Genomic DNA, 17,002 nt, shown 5'->3' with positions numbered 1-17,002 from the left:
ATGGCATCCATAGACATCAAAGTACCGGATATCGGCGACTTCGCTGAAGTCACCGTCATCGAACTCATGGTCAAAGTAGGCGACACCATCCAGCCCGAGCAGAGCCTGATCACCGTGGAGAGCGACAAAGCCTCCATGGAGATCCCCTCCAGCCACGGCGGCGTGGTGAAAGAGCTCAAGGTCAAGCTGGGCGACAAGGTCAAAGAAGGCTCTGTGGTTCTGGTGCTGGAGGCGGCGGGCGAGGCCGCTGCGCCAGTTTCGGAGAAAAAACAGGCTGCAGCCCCCGCAGCTCCTGCGCAAGCAGCTACGCAAACGGTAGCAACTCCGGCGCCGGCTGTGGCGGCTTCAGCGGCGCCTGCCGCCGCCAGCTTTGCCGGCACCGCCGATCTGGACTGCGATTTGCTGGTGCTCGGCGCCGGCCCCGGCGGCTATTCGGCCGCCTTCCGCGCTGCTGATCTCGGCCTGAAAGTCATCCTGGTCGAACGTTACGCAGCACTCGGTGGCGTGTGCCTGAACGTGGGTTGCATCCCGAGCAAGGCGCTGCTGCATGTGGCGGCTGTTATCGACGAAGTCAGTCACATGGCGGCACTCGGCGTTGACTTTGGTGCGCCCAAGGTCAACGTGGACACGCTGCGCGGCCACAAGCAAAAAGTCGTCACCAAGCTCACCGGCGGCCTGGCGGCCATGGCCAAGATGCGCAAGGTCACGGTGGTGCGCGGCTACGGCGCGTTCGTCGGCGCCAACCATGTGCGGGTGGAAGAAACCACGGGCACGGCCCAGGAGAAAACCGGCAAGAGCCAGACCATTGCCTTCAAGAAGTGCATCATCGCCGCCGGCAGTCAAGCCGTGCGCCTGCCCTTCATGCCGAACGATCCGCGCGTGGTGGATTCGACCGGCGCACTGGAACTGAAAGAAGTCCCCAAGCGCATGCTGATTTTGGGCGGCGGCATCATCGGCCTGGAAATGGGCACGGTCTACAGCACGCTGGGCGCACGCCTGGACGTGGTCGAAATGCTGGACGGCCTGATGCAGGGCGCCGACCGCGACCTGGTCAAGATCTGGCAGAAGATGAACGCGCCGCGTTTTGACAACATCATGCTCAAGACCAAAACCGTCGGCGCCAAAGCCACGCCCGAAGGCATCGAGGTGACGTTTGCGCCAGCGGAGGAGGGCGGCACCGCGCCAGCGCCGCAGACTTACGACCTGGTGTTGCAAGCCGTGGGCCGCACACCGAACGGCAAGAAGATCGCCGCCGAGAAAGCCGGCGTCGCCGTGACGGACCGTGGCTTCATCAACGTCGATATCCAGATGCGCACCAACGTGCCGCATATCTTCGCCATCGGCGACATCGTCGGCCAGCCGATGCTGGCGCACAAGGCGGTGCACGAAGCCCATGTGGCGGCCGAAGTGATTGCCGGCGAACTGCAAGGCAACAAGGAACTGGCGGCAGCCGCCTTCAATGCTCGCGTGATCCCAAGCGTGGCCTACACCGACCCCGAAGTGGCCTGGGTCGGCCTCACCGAAGACCAGGCCAAGGCGCAAGGCATCAAGGTCAAGAAGGGCCTGTTCCCCTGGACCGCGTCCGGCCGCGCCATCGCCAATGGTCGCGACGAAGGCGTCACCAAACTGCTGTTTGATGATTCGCCGGAAGCGCATGGCCACGGCAAGATCCTGGGCGGCGGCATGGTCGGCACCCACGCCGGCGACATGATCGGCGAGATCGCGCTGGCCATCGAGATGGGCGCCGACGCCGTCGATATCGGCAAGACCATTCATCCGCATCCGACGCTGGGTGAGAGCATCGGCATGGCGGCGGAAGTCGCGCACGGCAGTTGCACGGATTTGCCGCCGGCGCGCAAGTAAGTAGACTTAACTCTGACAAGACAAAAGCCCGGACGGGAAACCGTCCGGGCTTTTTGCTCTTTGCGGGGGATGCTCTCAACATCGTCTGCTGGCGTAGCACGAGGCATTGGCAGCCCGAGAACTCGCTGACCGGTTGTGGAGTTACTAGGCCTATAGAGTGCTGGCAATACCGAAGCTCTGATCACCACTAGCCAGTCACTCGCCGATAACCACAGCGTAGTCGCAGGCAAAGCCACATTCGCATCAGCACCGGTGGCGCCAGTGGGCAAAACTGTCCAAATCCAGCCCGAGCCCGCGCCGCCCAAGCGCTCACCGGCGCACTACCTGTGGGCCGTTTTGATCGCACGCATCTACGAGGTTTTTCCGCTGCTGTGTCCGATGTGCGGTGGGCAGATGCGCCTGATCGCGTTCATTGCTGAGGGCACACAAATCAGGAAGATTTCTGGACCACATCGGTGTCGACTCCCAGCCCTCGCGCATATCCCCCACACGCGGGCCACCGCTGTGGGATGACTGTGACGCGCAGGTGGACGACGGGGCGCAAATCGAGCCGGACTGGGATCTGGCTGCGCAACCGGCACCCGACTACGAGGTTGATCAGCGCGTCAATTGGTGAGGGGCACAAGCGGCGATTCAGACTCGCTGCGGGGTAGTCCTGCGACTAGCGTACCCGGTGGCAGGGCTTTTTAGGGGTGAACGTGCCCGTTGCGGCAGCGCCAATCAAATACATCCCGATGAGGAACTGGGCTGGATCGCCTGATGGCGGGAACAGAATGGTGCCGCGAGTCGCCCGGACCAACCCTGCCGCGCCGGTGCCGATGAACACACTGCTGAGCGGTGCATCGATCAACCCGGCCAGGTGATTGCCGGCATTGCCGTCCCGGTCGGGCGCGGAGCAGTCAATGGTCTTCAGCGTTGCATTTGAAGCGCGCGCTCCTGCATCGGGCTCAGAGTTCTTTGATGCGGATGTTGCGAAACTGTACGACCTCGGTGTGGCACTGAAGCCCGATGAAGCCTTCATCCCGTTTTGTCTTGCCCAGACTCGGCGCGTTTGCAGTCAACAGGTTCGGGAACTCTCCCTTGGAAACTGGCAGCCCGTTCAGCTTGACTTCGATGCTTGTGCCTTGCAGCGTGATCTCGCAGCTATTCCAGAAGGTGGTTCGGCCTGAACCGCGGGGGTGCACAACCTTTGCGGCCCACAGTCGGGCGGGGAATACCTCGTAAACCGCGCCCGTCTTGTGCAAAGGGGAACCGTAGACATTGGTGCCGGCGTCGTACCCGTGTTCGTCGATCTGCACTTCGATCGTCGAGTCATAGAAGCCGCCGTCGAGAACGAGTGGCGTGGTGGGCATGCGCAGGAAGATGCCTGAATTGGCCGCGACGTCATACGCCTTCCAATCGAGTTTCAGGATGAAATCCTTGAACGTCTTGACCGAGTACCGCAGCACACCCAAGGAGGCGACCGGGTTGTCCACGCCTACGCCGAGCACCGGGTGATCCGCATCGGCCACGTCAAAGAAATTCTGGCCGCCTCCCGGCACCATCTGCCAGCCATCGGCGGCGAAGTTTCCCGTATACAAGCTGGTAAATCCGGCTTCCGGCGCGGCGTTGTCGGCGGACACGTAGCGATCGATCATCGATTGGGCGATCTTGCGCGATAGCGAAATCCCGGTCAGCACGGGATTGGCCGAACCGACCGAGGGAAAGATCGATTGATCGATGCAATACGCGTTGGTGACATGGTGGAAACGCCCATTCACGTCCGTCACGGATTTCGTGAAATCCGTGCCCAGCCACAGGGTGCCCGCTTCGTGATAACTGGTGCCGATGCCGTCCGATCCGCCGCTGACAATCCCGACTGGCTCGGTGGAAATCGGACGCAGGATTTCGAGGTTGGCGCCCTGGATCCGGAAACCGGGCTTGTCCAGCGGTCTCTGAGGTGGCCCCGAGATGTTCATGCCGTCGGCAGCAAAGCGCGCCGCGTGGCAGGGGCAATCGAATTGGTTCTGGCCAGCGAACCAACTGACGAAGCAGCCTTCGTGCGTGCACGTCCCGTCTACCACCCGGAACTGTCCGCCGAAACTGCCGACGAACATGCGACCGGCGGTTGTGTTCTCGGTCCGATAAGTGTTGATCGGGATGACGTTGACGGGCACCTGGGCGATCACTTCGAAGGCCGGTGCCGGGGCCGGTCCCCCGCCGCCTGCCGGCACGTTGGCCATCGCGTTGATTAGGGCCACAGCCGCCGCATCCTGCACCGCCTGCACGTCATCATCGTCACTCGTCTTCACGAGGTGCACATAAGCCTTGGGAATGCGCAGTGCATTGCCGCTTTCGAAATAGACATCATCGCCGGAGCCGCCGAACGGACTGACGTTCATCCAGCTCACCGCGAGATTGCTCGCGATAGGACTCACGCGATCGCCGAAGGTCTCGCCGACGGTGCGGATGCCGATGGCAACGCGGTCGTTGCCCAGACCGGTCTGCGCCTCCCGGATCGACTCGACGTCTTCGATGTTCGGCGCCATCTGATAGAGGAAACGCTCCGGGTCCTTGCCGGCTCCGGGAAACATCGGCGCATCCATGCTGGGCGCGGCATAGAACTGCAGGTGGAATTGGCCCACGCCGCTTCCGGTTGTCGCCGCGGACCCGGTGATGTGCAGCGCTGCCGTGGTGATGTTGGCCGGGTCCGGCGGCGGCAGACCCATCGCGCTGCGCTTGACGCGCCAGACGAAATTGCTGCGCGAGTGGAACATCAAATTGCGCCCCATCAGCTCGCCGTTCACATTCAACGGCGCCGGGCGTGGAAAGGAGTTCAGCGCCAGGCGCGTCGAGTTGATCGTGTTGCCGGCCAGCACGATCATCGCGCTCGACTTGAGATTCAGGCGCACCACGCGCGCCCTTGACTTGTCGCGCGGGGCCGCCGGATCCGCCAGCGCGACGACGATCTGCTGCACGCGGCCATTGACGGTTTCCAGACGGAGAACCTCCGAGCACGGTACGAGGAACAATCTGCGCGCCGCATCGTCGCCATTGCTGATCTCGGCGTCCTCGCGCAGCGAGTCGTGTAGCAACGAGACACTGCTGTACTTGTCGAAACTGAACAAACCCGAGCCGGGCGCCTCTCCCTGGACGGCGATCGGCGGCGGCACGACCACCTTCAGCGACGGCACCGCAGCGCTGGTGACGACGTTCTCGGCAATCGCCTTCAAGGCGTCGTACAGCGGTCCCTTGATGAAATCCTGAACCGGATAGGCGCCGATCTCCTTCTCGCTGTACTCATAGCCACCGCGGTAACCGGTCTGGAAAAGGTAGGTCTCTACCTCCTGCGGCCAGAGCCGATCGCCGGCCGCATCGACCCGTTGCATGTCCTCCGCCTGGTAACGCGGGGCCCATCCGCCCCAGAACATCGACTTGCCGCCGACGCACCGCGAATGCTTGACCAGCGAAGGCTCGTTCGTCTGGCCCGGGTCGACGAGGTCTTCGGCGACCGTGGCACCGAGACCGGAATCCCGTCGAGCGATGTTCTGGATGTGCTCGGTGATGAGGAACGGGCCCGACTCCAGCACGAGGACGCGCGGCGCATCCAGCTCCCGTTCCATTCTCCGGCCTAACTCGAATAGCTTCGCCGCCGCGTAGGCGCCGTACATGCCGGAGCCGACGATGACGACATCGAACTCGCTGCCGGCTTGCGCGCCGAGGATTTCCTCCCACGTATTGCACGTTAACCGTGCCAGTCCGTCGATAGAGAACGTGGTTCTCTGGATATCCGGTGGCGGCAGGCGAATTCCCGAGTCGACAAGGCTGTTCAAGGGCATGACGGTTCCTCTGTAAGCGCGACGTGCATGGTTTGGGGCCACGACATGTGGCGGCTGGGCGAAGCGCCTGGCGGTCGGAGGGCTAGGGATTTCAACCCAACCGCGTGAGCGGAGTATCCTGGGCGGACGAAAACTAGTCAATACCAGTTTTCCTGAACTGCCCCCGTAAAGCCGCCCAACGTTTGCCCGCACTCACACCGGTAGTGCCGGAAAATTCCCAGTGTCGCATCATCAATCCAGCGCTGCCCCCGGGGCGCGCAAGGATCTCATGTGGCGGGCGGAAATCACTCGTCACCAAGCGTACGCTGATCGAGTATTCGGTCCACCGACCCGGAGTCGTTGACGAAGGCGATGGTCCGTATCTGTCCGTGGCAGATCTGGCACAGCAGCGGGAAGGCCTCGTCTATCCGCGCCGGTAGCAGGGCCCACGGGTAGCGCGACACGGCACGATGGTGGCGCTCAAGCGCATGCTGATCCTGGGCGGCGGCATCATCGGCCTGGAAATGGGCACGGTCTACAGCACGCTGGGCGCCCGCCTGGACGTGGTCGAAATGCTGGACGGCCTGATGCAGGGCGCCGACCGTGACTTGGTCAAGATCTGGCAAAAGATGAACACCCCGCGTTTTGACAACATCATGCTCAAGACCAAAACCGTGGGCGCGAAGGCCACCCCCGAAGGCATTGAGGTGACGTTCGCGGCGGCAGAAGAGGGCGGAACCGCCCCGGCACCGCAGCTGTACGACCTGGTGCTGCAAGCGGTGGGCCGCACACCGAACGGCAAGAAAATCGCCGCCGAGAAGGCCGGCGTCGCCGTGACCGAGCGCGGCTTTATCAACGTCGATATCCAGATGCGCACCAACGTGCCCCACATCTTCGCCATTGGCGACATCGTCGGCCAGCCGATGCTGGCGCACAAGGCCGTGCATGAAGCGCATGTCGCAGCCGAAGTGATTGCCGGCGAACTGCAAGGCAACAAGGAACTGGCCGCAGCCGCCTTCAACGCCCGCGTGATTCCAAGCGTCGCCTACACCGACCCCGAAGTGGCCTGGGTTGGCCTTACCGAAGACCAGGCCAAGGCGCAAGGCATCAAGGTCAAGAAGGGCCTGTTCCCCTGGACCGCCTCCGGCCGCGCCATCGCCAATGGCCGCGACGAAGGCGTCACCAAACTGCTGTTTGACGATTCACCCGAGGCCCACTGCCACGGCAAGATCCTGGGCGGCGGCATGGTTGGCACGCATGCCGGCGACATGATTGGCGAGATCGCGCTGGCCATCGAGATGGGCGCCGACGCCGTCGATATCGGCAAGACGATTCACCCGCATCCGACGCTGGGCGAGAGCATCGGCATGGCGGCGGAAGTCGCGCACGGTAGCTGCACGGATTTACCGCCAGCGCGCAAGTAACGCCGGGAAGCCACCTAATACGCTACAAATTCAGTAGCTTTCCGCGCTGATTCCGTGAGGGCTGGTGGCTGTTTTTCCTCCAATCCCAGAATGGTTTTGAGCAGCGCTTGCGCACGCGGCACCAGTGTGTCGAGGCAGCAGTATTCCGCGTCGGTATGCGCTTTGGCCCCGACCGGGCCGACCCCGCACAGCGTAGGAATGCCCAGCGACGCCGTGAACCCGGCGTCTGAGCAGCCGCCTGTGGCTTCACCCGCCACGTCAAACCCGACCTCAGCCGCACTGGCGTGGTAACGCTGCATCAAGTCCTGGCTTGCTTCGGGCTCCAGCGGCAATGACTCCGAGGTTTGCGTGATGCTGACTTGGGGTTCCGGCACGCCGGTTACCTCAGCAAGTGCGTGGATTTTTGCGAAAACAGCTTCACGTTCGGCCAGCGTGCGAAAGCGTACGTCCAGCGTGGCCTGCGCAGTCGGTGCCACCGTGTTGCTGGACATGCCGCCGCTGATCAAGCCCACATTGGTGGTGATGCCGGTCGTGTAGTCTGTCAAGGCGTGCAAGGCCTGCACTGTACGCGCCAGCGCCTCGATGGCACTGGCGCCGTCCGCATGGTTCATGCCGGCGTGGGCAGCACGCCCCTTGACATCGATCTGAAAGGTCGCGCCACCCTTGCGCTCGGTCACCAGATTGCCGCTGACGCGGCCCGGCTCTGAATTGAAAACGGCTCGCGCGCCACGCGCATGCGCCTCGATGGCCAAGCGCCCGTTTTGGGAGCCGATTTCCTCGTCGGCCGTGAACAGGCCCAGCACCGGGAAGGGCAAGAGGGGGAGTTTTTGCAGCGCCATCAGCACAAAACATTGCAGCACCAAGCCGGACTTCATGTCGGACACGCCGGGCCCATAGCCGCGCTCGCCTTCGACGCGCCAGGGACGCTGCGTCACGGTGCCGGTCGGAAACACCGTATCACGGTGCCCCATCAGGACCACGGGCGCGGCCGTGGGTTGCGCTCCGGGCAGGCGCGCCAGCAGGACATCGCCCTGGGCCGGGTCACCCCGGTGCTCGGCCTCCACGCCGGCCGCTTGCAACCAGCCCGCCATGGCTTGGGCCACGCGGTCCGTGCCGGCCTTGTCGTGGCTGCTGGAGTCAATATTGACCAGCGTCGCCAGGGCCGCTTGCATCGCGGGGCGTTGATCGGCCAGCCAGTCGATGGCGGCTTGGGCTTGGACGGTATTCATGCGCACTCCTTCATACCTTTTACTCCGCTGAGAGATTATTGGTTTTAACGAGTTTCTTGTAGAAGGCGATTCGATCCGCGATTTCTTTTTTGTACTCTGCGGGCCGCACCGCCTCTGGCACGATGGCGCCACGCTGCTTCCATGCGGCTATGGTGCTGGGGTCTTGCAAGATGGTGCGCACTGCTTCATAAAGTTGCTGAACAATCGGTTCCGGTGTACCGGCAGGTGCGGCTAGACCTGTCCATGAGGTCATATTCAATTCCGGTTGTTTGAGTTCGCCAAACGTAGGAACATCAGGCAATAAAGCCGATCTCATGGGTGATGCCACCGCCAGTGCACGCAGTTTGTCTTGCTTGACGAAGCTGACATTGCTGGCTTGTATGTTGGTGAACATGGCGTGCACCTGGCCAGACATCAAGTCGGTCAACGTCGTACCTGCGACACGGTAAGGAATATGGGTCAAGAAGATGCCGTATTGAGACTTCAATAACTCCATGTTCAGTTGCAGCATGGAGCCATTGCCAGAAGAAGCGTAGTTCAGCTTGCCCGGGTTGGCTTTGGCGTAGGCCACAAACTCAGCCATGTTTTTAACTGGAAGCGCGGGGTTGATCAGCAGCACATTGGGCAGGCGTTCAATCAGCGTGATGGGGGCGAAATCTTTGATCGCATCGTAAGGCAGGTTGGGCGTGAAGGCGGGATTGGCGACGTGCGACGATTGCGATGTAACCACCAAGGTATAGCCATCGGGTTTAGCTTTGGCCGCAAAGGTGCTACCAATCGCGCCACCTGCGCCGCCTTTGTTGTCGATGATCACGGCTTGACCTAAAACCTTGCTTAACCTCTCGCCAATCGCACGGCCTGCAACGTCAACCGATCCGCCCGCCGGAAACGGCACAACCAATGTGATGGTTTTGCTGGGGTATTTGGCTTCTTGCGCATAAGTTGGCAAGGCGATGGCACCAGCGACCGCACTTGCTGTGCCTAGAAATTGACGGCGATTTGGGTGTTGTTGGCTACTTGAGATCATGCTTGCTCCGGGATTAAAGTTGTTGACGAATATAGGTGGCAAGGGTTGCCAGTATCTGTGACAGATCATTTTGGATCTGGCTAAATCGAAGCAGTGGTTCGCGTGTTTGTTCGTTCAAGTACAACGCACGGTTCAGCTCAATCTGCAGACTGTTATGCCCCCGTGATGGGTTGCCGTGCTGGCGAATCAAATCCATGCCTGCATACGGGTCGTTGACAGAGACCGTGTATCCATGTCGTTTGAATGCCTCTGCAACAACATCTGTAACTTCGGGGCTGCACGCCGCGCCATGCAAATCGCCCAACACCACGTCCGCCAAGACCTTGCCCTTTGGCAAACCCAGGCGCTCATAGGCATTGCTGGGCATGGAATGCAGGTTCAAGTGCCAGCGCTTGTTGTGCTGCTGGCTTGCTGCTGCTAACGCCTGGGTTAACGCTTCGCGGTAGGGTCGCCAGCAGGAATTGATGCGGTGCTGCACCTCATCAACGGAAAGTTGCCTTTGATAGATATTCTGCAGCGTTGTTGTTTTGCTAAACACCAGGCCGTTGCCCAGTTGAATACAACGTGGCGACGGTTCGGCGCGACCCGGCCAGTCGATAGCCAGCATCGTCACATCAATATCGTGCTCGGTTCGGTTGGTGTCGATATAACTGCGTGGGAACGTGGCGTGTACCAGTGTTCCGCCGACGGCTGGCACGCCTTCCCACAACTTTTCAACGTGGGTGTCCTCGCATTTACGCAGGTCTGCCAAATCAACGGCGTAATTGAAGTCGGCAGGGTAATGCGTGCCACTATGGGGCGAGTCGCAGACCAAGGGAATGTTGGGCGCATGTAGTAGTTTGGGTAGTTCTATTTTGACCATGTATTGACTGTATTCACATGAAAGCCCGTGGACAAACGACATTTTGATCCTGGGTCATAACATGATGTAATAGTCCAATGAAGTTCAAATCACCTTCTTTGCCTGAGCTGCACGCGTTTTTGGCTGTTTGCCAGCTAGGTAGTTTTAGCCGCGCGGCGCTTGTGCTTTTCGTCACGCAGGCTGCGGTGAGTCGGGCTGTGCAGCGGTTGGAGCAGCGGCTGGAATGCAATCTGTTTGACCGCACAGCCGCTGGCGTAACGCCGACAGCGCGCGGGCGTGCGTTTCAATCTCTGGTTGAGACGCATGTGGCGGGCTTGGAGGAAGCGATGGCGCACTTCACCAGCGGGAACAAGGCGATGGTGGCGTCCAAAAGCAAGCTGCGCCTCAGCTTGATTCCCACCTTGGGCACGCGCTGGCTGATGCCGCGTTTGGCCCAATTTCAATCTGCATACCCAGATATAGCGGTGGAATTACGGCAGTTTCATCATGATGAAGACTTCAGGCGCGACGATGTGGATGTTTGGATAGACGTCAAACGCCCCAAAGCGTGGCCGCGTGGCTATCAGGCTGAGTATTTGTTGGGCAAGGAGATGGCCCCAGTTTGCATCCCCGCCATCGCCGCGAGGTTAAAGACAGCGCAAGATTTGCTGGCCGAGACTCTGCTGCACCACACCAACTTCCCGGACAATTGGGCGGTTTGGTTGCGCGGTGCAGGTTTGCGTCACGCTAAACCGGTATTGGGTGCCGGCTTTGACCTTGGTAACAACCTCATCGTCGCCGCATGCGCGGGCATGGGCGTCACGGTGATTCAGCCTTGCTTGATAGAAAACGAGCTGGCGACAGGGCAATTGGTCATGCCGTTCAACTTACTTGTCTCTACCGGGCGCGGCTACTATGTCTGCTATCGCAGCACACAGTCTCAAAGTCCAGCGGTGGAGACGTTTGTTGCATGGTTGCAAACGCAGGTGAAAACTGGACTTTTATCCCCAAGCGCATGCTAATTCTGGGCAGTGGAAGTGGCGCACGGTAGTCGCACCGACTTACCGCCGGCGCGTAGTCAGGAACCCAAGATTGCTTGCGCGAAAGCGCGGCAATCCATCCGGGTAGCGTCGTCGGCCTCACACTGCGTCTACTCGCGCTCTTTGCTTTTACCTTTGTCCCTACCCCATCCTGGCGGTACCGAACACCTCACGTATCAGCATGGCGGCAGAGATTGCTTACGGCCGTTGTATTGACGTTTCTTTAGCGCGAAAATAGTTATTTCTTCGCGCCAAAAACGCGGGTTCGATGTAAGGAGTTTGTATGTTTGACCAGTCCACGTTGCCCGGGTTTGAGGGCGCCCCGTCAGGCGTCCCACCTTCGGCAAAAGTATCGGCAAAAGTTCCGCGCGGGCGGGCGCCCCATACCTTGTTCTTCGCCATTTTTCCGGACGCCGACGCTGCCAAGGCCATCGCGATTCAAGCAGCGCATTTGGGGCGCGCGCATGGACTGGTCGGCCAACCGCTGCTGGCACATCGCTTGCACGTCACGCTGCACGACCTCGGTGGGTATGGCGAATTGCCGCCAGACATGGTCAAGACGGCCCGAGAGGCCGGTGACGCTGTGGCGGCACCTGCATTCGATGTGGTCTTTGACCGCGCGATGAGTTTTCCGAGCAGTAGAACCTACGTTCTGTGTGGTGGCGCTGGCATTGCCCAACTCACGGCGTTCCGCCAGAGCCTTGGCCTGGCGATGGGCCATGCGGGCCTACCTGTGAAGCGTAGCTTTACGCCGCATATGACTGTTTTGTATGATCGCCACCCCATTGCCGAACACGCCACTGAGCCCATCACCTGGACGGCGAAGGAATTTGTCCTTGTCAATAGCCATGTAGGCAAAGGCGTGCATGAGGTGCTGGGACGTTGGTCCTTGCGCGCCTGACAGCGCTCTCGCTTCGCGGGGAAGATTGCGCAAGGCAGTTGCACGGATTCGCCGCCAGCACGCAAGTAACACTTTTGCTGCACAAACGATAGCGTGTCGCGCTGTCTCGACGAGGGTTGGCGGTCTTTTTTATTTATATCCATAGTCACTTTGGGGCTTACCAGCTTGCCTGGCCACCGCCACGGTCGACAGGCGGGGCATCGCGCCAGCTGCAGCGAGCCCTTGTTTTGCATTCGCTGCTCCGTGGTTTAATGTGTCGATTAAATTAAGAAATGTAGACACGTTCTGCCCACATGTCGCTGACATCGACATGTATTGGCTTCATGTCTAAAAATAAACGAATATCGACATGACTGATTCAAGCCCTGTTTGGCGCGCTGACAAACCCTGGAACCAATTGCCGCCACTGCCCCCGGCGGTGGAGCTTGAGACCCGCTTGGTGCTCAAGCAGTGCATTACGGCCCGGGCAGCGCTGGCCGAGCTCAAGCAGGCCGCTGAGCTGATTCCCAACCAGACGATGCTCATCAACACCATTCCGCTGCTCGAAGCCAAAGACAGCTCGGAAATAGAAAACATCGTTACCACCACCGACCAGCTGTTTCAATACGCCCAGGGTGGCGACAACCTGGCCAATGCCGCCACCAAAGAGGCACTGCGCTACCGCACGGCGCTGTACCTGGGTTATCAGTCTTTGGCCGCACGTCCGTTGTGCACCGCCACGGCCGTTGAAGTTTGTCGCACCATCAAGGCCTCCGACCTGGACATCCGCCGCACGCCCGGCACCCAGCTCATGAATGACCGCACGGGCGAGGTCATCTACACCCCGCCCGAAGGCGAAGCCTGCCTGCGCGACCTGCTCGCCAACTGGGAGCGCTTTTTGCACAACCAGACTGATCTGGACCCCCTTATCCGCATGGCGGTGGGCCACTACCAGTTTGAAGCCATTCACCCGTTTGCAGACGGCAACGGCCGCACGGGCCGGGTGCTGAATATTTTGTATTTGATTCAGGCTGAGCTGCTGACGCTGCCTATCCTCTATCTCAGTCGCCACATCATGGCCCACAAGGCCGACTACTACCGCCTGCTGCTAGACACCACCCGCACCGGCCACTGGGAGCCTTGGGTCATCTTCATGCTGCAGGCCGTGGAAGAAACCGCCAAGTGGACCACCGGCAAGATTGCCGCCATCCGCAGGCTGGCCGAGCACACTACCGCCCATGTGCGCGAGCGCCTGCCCAAGATCTACACCCGTGAGCTGGTGGACGTGATCTTTGAGCAGCCCTATTGCCGCATTGGCAACCTGGTCGAAAAAAACATTGCCCAGCGTCAGTCGGCCTCGCGCTACCTGAAAGAGCTGACCGCCATTGGCGTCCTGCGCGAAGTGCAGGCGGGTAAAGAAAAGCTATTTATTCACCCCAAACTCATGCAGTTGCTGGCCGATGACGGCAACGCATTCATCCCTTACGCCTGAAGAGAATATTGGCCATGAGCACACCCAACACCAAGCGCGACGAGGTGGAGCGATTTCTGGATAAAGACCTGCTGCCCAACTTGCGCAGCACGCTGTCAGAAGGGGAGTCGGCGTTATCGGATTATTTTCGCGACACCGATGCCCTGATGGATTCCCCCGTGGCTTGGCAGGTTGAAAACAATGCGGATTTGGTTGATGCCTTGCGCTCGCTGTTTCAGGGGCCTGCCGGGCTGGTGCGCTTGCGGCTGTGGATGCTGTTCACCCTGGTCGGTCAAGGCAAAGCGTTCCTGGTGCGTGAGGAGTTGGACCAGCTTTTTTATGCGGTCCGTTCAGAAGCAGTGGACAGTGTGATCAAGCGCTTTCGCGAAGCCGCCTTGCTCACTTGGGACGATTCGCTGCGCCAGCATGGGCTCACCCCCATGGCGCAGCACATCGCGACCATGCTCACCCCCGTGGGCCAGCCCGTGCACGATGAATTGGCCGGTTTGCTTAGCCAAGTCGTGGGAGCAGATCAATTGGGCACACTGCAGGGCAATCAGGTGCACATGTTGCAGGCACAGCTGCTTCGTTTGCACCATGAATTCGCCGATGCGATTGCCAGCGGTTCGGAGTTTCGCTTGCGCGAAGCACGCAAGCGCTATGACCGGGCTGCGCGACTGATTGATAAAGCTTCTGACACCATCACTGCCATCATCAGCAATGCGCGGGGGCAGCGGGCCCTGGAGCAGGCGGCGCGCGCGCTGGGCCTGGCGCAATCGCGCTTGTTGGCCATGGCCAGCCAATTCAACCGGGCCTTGCAGCAAGTCGATCGCCAGCGCGTCACCCTGGGCACCACCGGCATTGCCAGCACCGATGTGAAGCTGTGGCTGCAAACCCAAACCCACCTGGAGCGCCTGGCCGAAGTGGCATTGCACCGCCCCGTAGCCCTTGCAGTGCTGGCGCCGCACGAAATGCTGGATGTGACCGAGGCCGAGTTTGAGCGCGACCGCCCCGAGGCCTTGCGCTTTGAGTCTTTGCCTGCAGCGCAAATCGCGCCGGAGGGCGATCTCACGGCGGTGGCGCTGCCGCAAGAGTTGGGTGACTTGTCTGCGCTATTGGCCGAATGGGCACAAATCAACAACAGCCCAACTGCGGACACCGAGGGTCTGGCTTTGCGCACAGTACACGCCGCTTTGTTGGCGGACGCCGATGGCCAGGCTGCGCGCTATGCCCAAGTGGCCTACAAGGCGCAGCTTTTGCCTTTGCTGGGCGATGCCCAGGCCCAAGACCTGCCGGGTGCGACCGGTGACCTAGCGCGCCAACCCTGGCGGCTGCAGTGGCATAACGTCCTGACGCCTTTGGCGCACCCCGCTATTTCCCATTTGAGCAGTGGCCAGCTTGAGCATCTCAACGCCACACCTTCCCCCGAACACCATGACTAATATTGCCGACGAAGCCGCGCACCTGATTGCAGAATTGCTGACGCGCAAATACCTGCCGCGTACCCATCCCCGTGTCAAAAAAGCACTCTCCGATGCCGAATTGTTTTTGGCTGTGGAGCAAAGGCTGGCCCAAGTGGGCTTGCGCTGGATGGACAACGTGTATGCCGACCACGTTACCTTGACCCTCTTGCCCGCGCCCTTGGCCCAAGTGCTGGGCGACGCGGGCATCAACGCCAACAACAACCTGGATTTGCCGCGTGATGCGGTCGCCTTGCTGGTGGTGGTGTGGGCGCTCATCGTTTTACCGAAGCGCGAACGCCAGGCCAGTCGCGTGGAGGCGGATGTTCCGCAAAACGAAATGTTCGCCAGCAGCAAACCGTTGCCTCAAACGCGCAGCGTCAGTCCGGTGCTGTCTTACAAGGCCTTGCTGGAAGACTATGGCAACCAATTGGGTAAACGCATCCGGCTGGACGCCAACCTCAAGCTCCTGGAGCGCCATGGCTTCATCGTCCGCGCGCAAGACGACATCCGGGAAGGCCCGCTGCTTGATGTGCTGCTGGACTATGACGTCCTCGCGCCACGCATTCTCAATGGCGCGCTGGCCGATGTCCTGGCCCGCGAGCAAGCCCAGCGGGCCGAGCAAGACAACAGTGCGGCCACGGCCGCCATCGCCGACAACCTGACACCGAACTGATCCCATGTTTCACCTGCAAAACCTTGAACTCGTGCATTGGGACTATTGCCAGCGCGTGAGTTTGCCGCTGGACGCTTCCATCATCACCATCGCCGGACCGAACGGCTCGGGCAAAACCACCTTGCTGGACGCCATGCGGACCTTGCTGGGGCTGAAATGTTCGCAGCCGCGCGACTTCAAGACCTATGCCCGCCATGCGGGCGCCAACGTGGCGTGGCTGCGCGCGGTAGTAGACAACCGTGCGCGCACCCGCCAGACTTCCAGCCGGCCATTCGCGCGCCAGCTCATGTACAGCGATCAGGTCACGCTGGCCTGCCGCATCGACCGCAATGGCGGCGATTGGGCTCGCCGCTACATGGTGGTGGAGGGCGACGCCAGCATTGAAGAACTGACCGAGCGCCCCGACAAAGAGCTGCGCACCATGGGCGTGGAGGCCTGGAATCGCGTCTTGTCCGACGCCGGCCTGTCGCCCGCCATTGCCAAAGTGTTGTCGCTGGAGCAGGGCCAAACCGACCGCTTGTGTGAGTACAGCCCGCGGGAACTGCTGCGCCTGGTGTTTGACGTGTTTGGCGACCAGGAAGTGCTCAACCACTACGACACCGCGCGCGAGCACCAGCAACAGCTCACGCGGGAGATGCAGCAGGCCGTCAAAGAGCTGGACCACAGCAAGGCGCAGCTGGCCGAGCTGCAAAACAGGGTCACCAATTACCAGCGCTGGCAGCATCTGGTACACGAGCGCGAACGCCTGGCCACCGAAGTGCTGCCTGTGTTGGAGTGGCACGGCCAGCGGCAAAAGCTGACCGAGCGCAGCCGCGAACACCGCCGCCAACGCCACCAGAGCGCACAGGCCAAGGCCGAGCGCGCGCAAAAGAACGCCGAGCTGCTGACCCTGCTGGAGGCGCGCAGCCAGGCCGAGGCTGAAGAAGCCCGCCTGCTGCAGGAGCGCGACAGCGCCGCCAGCCAGCGCGACAGCACGCGCGACTTCGAGCGCCCGCTGGAAGAACTGGCCAAACGCGAAGCTGAGCTGCTGGCTCTGGTCGATAAGGAAAGCGACGCTGAGGCGCTGAACAGCCATCTGCAACAACTGCAGTCCCAAGAGCAAACGCTGAACGAACGACATAGCGATTTGCTGCAAAAAAAGAAGCGAATTGCGCAGGTTCTATCAGGAGCGGCCTCAAAAGTGAAGTGCAACACACCTTTAATTTCCCTTAAGGTGTGCCCATGAAATCAGAACCTCGCTACAGCCAGCTGGACTACCAGGACCGCCAGACCATTGCCATCAGCCTCGAACAGG

Annotated in this window: 11 protein-coding genes and 2 pseudogenes; 9 read left to right on the top strand and 4 right to left on the bottom strand. The window is 60.9% G+C overall.

The window, feature by feature from the left end; all coding sequences use genetic code 11:
* The gene (gene lpdA / locus C5P05_RS12775; protein WP_114970233.1) at nt 1-1,863 is read left to right on the top strand and encodes a dihydrolipoyl dehydrogenase; all 1,863 of its coding nucleotides are present in this window, start codon (nt 1-3) and stop codon (nt 1,861-1,863) included.
* A 246-nt stretch (nt 1,864-2,109) separates the two neighbouring features.
* Nucleotides 2,110-2,479: pseudogene (locus C5P05_RS12770) on the top strand (IS91 family transposase); the annotation flags it as partial.
* A 331-nt stretch (nt 2,480-2,810) separates the two neighbouring features.
* On the opposite strand, the gene C5P05_RS12765 reads toward C5P05_RS12770, so the two are convergent.
* Nucleotides 2,811-5,681: a family 16 glycoside hydrolase gene (locus C5P05_RS12765; RefSeq protein WP_114970232.1), complete on the bottom strand. Its 2,871-nt coding sequence runs from the start codon at nt 5,679-5,681 to the stop codon at nt 2,811-2,813.
* A gap of 461 nt (nt 5,682-6,142) precedes the next feature.
* Between C5P05_RS12765 and C5P05_RS12760 the strand changes: the two are divergent.
* Nucleotides 6,143-7,084 (top strand): annotated as a pseudogene (locus C5P05_RS12760) (dihydrolipoyl dehydrogenase family protein); the annotation flags it as partial.
* Between the two features lie 14 nt (nt 7,085-7,098).
* Here C5P05_RS12760 and C5P05_RS12755 read toward each other — a convergent pair.
* From C5P05_RS12755 to C5P05_RS12745, 3 genes are read right to left on the bottom strand one after another with little or no spacing between them, the layout of a single operon-like run.
* A complete protein-coding gene (locus C5P05_RS12755) occupies nt 7,099-8,313 on the bottom strand; it encodes a M20 family metallopeptidase (protein ID WP_114970231.1) in 1,215 nt (404 codons plus the stop codon).
* Between the two features lie 19 nt (nt 8,314-8,332).
* Nucleotides 8,333-9,340 carry a Bug family tripartite tricarboxylate transporter substrate binding protein gene (locus tag C5P05_RS12750; protein ID WP_114970230.1) on the bottom strand — a complete coding sequence of 336 codons (1,008 nt, stop codon included), beginning with the start codon at nt 9,338-9,340 and terminating at the stop codon, nt 8,333-8,335.
* 13 nt (nt 9,341-9,353) lie between these two features.
* Complete coding sequence (locus tag C5P05_RS12745; RefSeq protein ID WP_232834472.1) at nt 9,354-10,244, bottom strand: N-formylglutamate amidohydrolase; 891 nt, start codon at nt 10,242-10,244, stop codon at nt 9,354-9,356.
* A 35-nt stretch (nt 10,245-10,279) separates the two neighbouring features.
* On the opposite strand from C5P05_RS12745, the gene C5P05_RS12740 reads away from it, so the two are divergent.
* From C5P05_RS12740 to C5P05_RS12715, 6 genes are all read left to right on the top strand, one after another.
* Entirely contained in the window at nt 10,280-11,203 is a 924-nt protein-coding gene (locus C5P05_RS12740; protein ID WP_114970228.1) for a LysR substrate-binding domain-containing protein, read from the top strand.
* 301 nt (nt 11,204-11,504) lie between these two features.
* A complete protein-coding gene (locus C5P05_RS12735) occupies nt 11,505-12,122 on the top strand; it encodes a 2'-5' RNA ligase family protein (RefSeq protein WP_114970227.1) in 618 nt (205 codons plus the stop codon).
* 349 nt (nt 12,123-12,471) lie between these two features.
* A complete protein-coding gene (fic, locus tag C5P05_RS12730) occupies nt 12,472-13,593 on the top strand; it encodes a protein adenylyltransferase Fic (protein ID WP_114970226.1) in 1,122 nt (373 codons plus the stop codon).
* Between the two features lie 14 nt (nt 13,594-13,607).
* On the top strand, nt 13,608-15,014 hold the full coding sequence (locus C5P05_RS12725) for a hypothetical protein (RefSeq protein WP_232834471.1): 1,407 nt from the start codon (nt 13,608-13,610) through the stop codon (nt 15,012-15,014).
* A complete protein-coding gene (locus C5P05_RS12720; protein ID WP_114970225.1) occupies nt 15,007-15,708 on the top strand; it encodes a hypothetical protein in 702 nt (233 codons plus the stop codon). The genes C5P05_RS12725 and C5P05_RS12720 overlap by 8 nt, the downstream gene beginning before the upstream one ends.
* 4 nt (nt 15,709-15,712) lie before the next feature.
* The gene (locus tag C5P05_RS12715) at nt 15,713-16,933 is read left to right on the top strand and encodes an ATP-binding protein (protein WP_114970224.1); all 1,221 of its coding nucleotides are present in this window, start codon (nt 15,713-15,715) and stop codon (nt 16,931-16,933) included.
* Nucleotides 16,934-17,002 lie beyond the last annotated feature (69 nt).

Source organism: Rhodoferax ferrireducens (assembly GCF_003347515.1).
Lineage (GTDB): Bacteria > Pseudomonadota > Gammaproteobacteria > Burkholderiales > Burkholderiaceae_C > Rhodoferax.
Note: the sequence above shows the minus strand (reverse complement) of the source record. Positions and strands in the feature narration are given on the sequence as shown.